At 63.5% G+C, this 3,126-nt stretch carries 3 protein-coding genes; all 3 read left to right on the top strand.

Going from position 1 to position 3,126, the window contains the following annotated elements; all coding sequences use genetic code 11:
- Positions 1 to 227 precede the first annotated feature (227 nt).
- Positions 228 to 998, top strand: a complete 771-nt coding sequence (locus ABW137_RS22555; RefSeq protein WP_526403674.1) for a response regulator transcription factor — start codon at positions 228 to 230, stop codon at positions 996 to 998.
- Complete coding sequence (locus ABW137_RS22550; protein WP_526403673.1) at positions 995 to 2,533, top strand: sensor histidine kinase; 1,539 nt, start codon at positions 995 to 997, stop codon at positions 2,531 to 2,533. The genes ABW137_RS22555 and ABW137_RS22550 overlap by 4 nt, the downstream gene beginning before the upstream one ends.
- Before the next feature lie 306 nt (positions 2,534 to 2,839).
- On the top strand, positions 2,840 to 3,126 hold a 287-nt coding region (locus ABW137_RS22545), incomplete at its 3' end, for a hypothetical protein (protein ID WP_526403672.1).

Below are 3,126 nucleotides of genomic sequence, written 5' to 3'. Positions count from 1 at the left end.
ACTGACGGGGATCGCTTGGGGGGCAATCCAACTGCTAAGTTCGGTCAATTGCGACTGAAACTCAGGTCGTCACAGCCTTAGCCGATTGAGGGGTGACCACACTCCGCCAGCCGAAGGGCTCGACACGACGGCGCCACATGCTTATGAAATTGCTATCAATCGGTCGCCGGCAGTTGTCGCATCGAGGAAAGTGGAACCGTGACGACCGCGCTGACAAGGGGGCTGCGATGACCGATAACCGCGCGCGGCCCGTGACCCGCCAGCCGGTACTCGGACAACAGCCGCGGATGTACCGACCCGACGGTTCGCCCATCCGAGTGCTTCTCGTCGACGACGAGCGGGCACTGACCGGTCTCGTCGGCCGAGCCCTGGCCTATGAGGGCTGGCAGATCTCCACGGCACACGACGCCAGCGATGCAGTAGCGAAGTACCATGGGCTCGGGCCGGACGTGCTGGTACTCGACATCATGATGCCAGGAGGTGACGGTTTCAGCGTGTTGGAACAAGTTCGCGCGCCCGAATCTGCGCGCTACACCCCGGTGCTGTTCCTGACGGCGCGCGACTCAGTACACGACCGCGTCGCCGGACTCACCGCGGGCGGGGATGACTACCTGACCAAGCCGTTCAGTCTCGAGGAGCTCGTGGCCCGATTGCGCGGACTTCTGCGCCGGTCCGCCTACCTAACTCCCGAGAGCGACGAGGTACTAGTCGTGGGAGAGCTCGAATTGCGGGCGGCAACGCGCGAGGCGTTCCGCGATGGCGAGCCGATACCGCTCACCTCGACCGAGTTCGATCTACTCCGCTACATGATGCGGAATCCCCACCGTGCGATCCCGCGTGACGAACTGCTGCAGCGAGTGTGGGGCATCCAATTCGCCCCCCGGTCGACCGTCGTCGAACTGTACGTGTCCTATCTTCGCAAGAAGGTCGATGCGGGTCGTGCTCCGCTGATCCAGACTGTACGCGGCATCGGATACCTCATCAGGCCGGCACAATGAGAGGCGTCCTGCGCCGCTGGAGCGGCTGGAGCCTCCGACGGCAACTCGTCGTCGGCGTGTCACTGGTAGTGATGCCGATCGTCATCGCGGTCGGAGTCGTATCGACGACAGTGCTCTGCAGGGCGATCACCGGCATCATCGATAGTCAAGTCGACAGTGCTGCAGACGGTTTCGCCGCGTCCGTGTTGAGATATCGGTCCTATCCGAACCAGACCGGCAACGTGCCAGGGCCCACCGAGATGAAGCCACTCGTCAATCTCCTTGGTCAAGCGCCGGGAAACGTGATCGTGTTACTCCGGGACGGTGTCGTTGTCGACTCCGCGCTCTTCGGCGACGGTGTCGCCCAGCAGGCGCCGGGCGCCGCGATCGACGCCATCGCCGGACATCCCTGGACCGGCACGAGCCCGCAAGAGGTGGAGGTCCCCGGTCTCGGGGATTATCGAATGGATTACAGGTCAGCGGGGCCCGGCGAGATCCTGGTCGCCGGTGTGTCGAACCCCGACGCCGAGCGCGCTCTGGTTCAGCAGAACGTGGTAGTCGCATCACTGACACTCCTCACGCTGCTCGTCACGGGTATCGGCACATATGCTTTGGTTCGGTATGCGTTGCGACCGCTTGGGCGCGTCGCCGAGGTGGCGTCCGAGGTCGCCGAGCAACCGCTGGATCGTGATCATCACACGATCGCGGCTCGCGTGCCCGACGCGGCGACGGATCCCAGCACCGAAGTCGGGCTGGTCGGGCACACTCTAAACACCCTCCTCGAGCACGTTGAGAGCGCCTTCGCCGCGGTTGCAGCCTCTGACCGCCGCATGCGACAGTTCATCATCGACGCGAGCCACGAGTTGCGGACACCGCTCACGGCGATCCTCGGATACGCGGAGCTGACCCGTCAAGACACCGCAGTCCTCCCCGAAAACACCGAGTACGCACTGGCGAGAATCGAATCGGAATCCAAGCGGATGAACGCACTGGTCTCCGAGCTGCTGCTGCTGGCGCGCCTTGACGAGCGCGACGACCTTCAGCGCAATCAATTCGATCTTGCCGAGAGCACACGCGACGCAGTCAACGATGCTGCGGTCGTCGGCCGCGGCCACCTGTGGAAGGCGGAAATTCCCGACGAACCTGTGTGGTGCGTCGGTGATGACGCGAAGATCCACCAGGCCCTGGCGAATCTGCTGTCCAACGCTCGCTTCCACACTCCACCGGGCACCCGGATCACCGCACGCGTCCGAGTACTCGGTGCCGGCGGGCGGCAGCCACAAGTTGAGATCACCGTCATCGACGACGGCCCTGGCATTGCACCCGATCTACTCCCCCACCTGTTCGAACGGTTCGTCCGCGGCGACACCTCGCGTTCGCGGCAGGCCGGCAGTACGGGGCTCGGCTTGGCGATTGTCAACTCCATCATTCAAGCGCACGATGGCGAGGTGCGCGTGTCGTCTCAACCGGGCAAAACCGTGTTCCGCGTGCGGCTCCCCATTGGTGTTGTGGAGACAATCCCGAGTCCCCGAAAGCTCACATTCGCGGGATCCTAGGCGCGAGCGGTTCCGTCGGGCCCTGCGATCTGGGGTTCGATCGATGGGCGGTGGAACAAATCCCCTGTGACTACGAATTTGAAGCGCTAACAGGTGTCGATGTCCTCGCCATGGTGTGAAAGTTAGGAGAATCCTTTCAAAGCTATGCCTTTCCTATCGGCTCCGGCGACTCGCGGGCCTGCGCGGTCACTTTCGCATGACAGCTCTGCCCGAACATCTCGGTCGCAGCGGCACTCGATAGGAGACGAGCCATGAAAAGCGTTCTCATGTTTTGGGTTACACCCCTGGTGGCACTGAGCCTCAGTGGTGACGCCGCCGCCCCCAACCCGTCCGTGGATCGATGACACCGTCACGAAGCTCGAAGCCGGTGGCCACGGCGTCATCGTGAACAGAACGGGAAGCACGAAGCTCTTGGACTGCGCGGAGATCACTTCACTGCTTGCTCGTCGCGCTGAGCATGGCGCTCGTCGCCGGATGCGGTTCGCCCGCAGCCACGGACGCAACGCAGCCTCATGCCGGGTCAGCCAACGGACCGGCCGATGGCCGAATCTCGATGCCGCAAAGGAGATCGCGACGAAGATCGACGTGCCATG

Source organism: Mycobacterium sp., from assembly GCF_040509115.1.
Taxonomy (GTDB): domain Bacteria; phylum Actinomycetota; class Actinomycetes; order Mycobacteriales; family Mycobacteriaceae; genus Mycobacterium.
The sequence above is the reverse complement of the archived record's forward strand: the minus strand, read 5'-3'. Positions and strand labels throughout refer to the sequence as shown.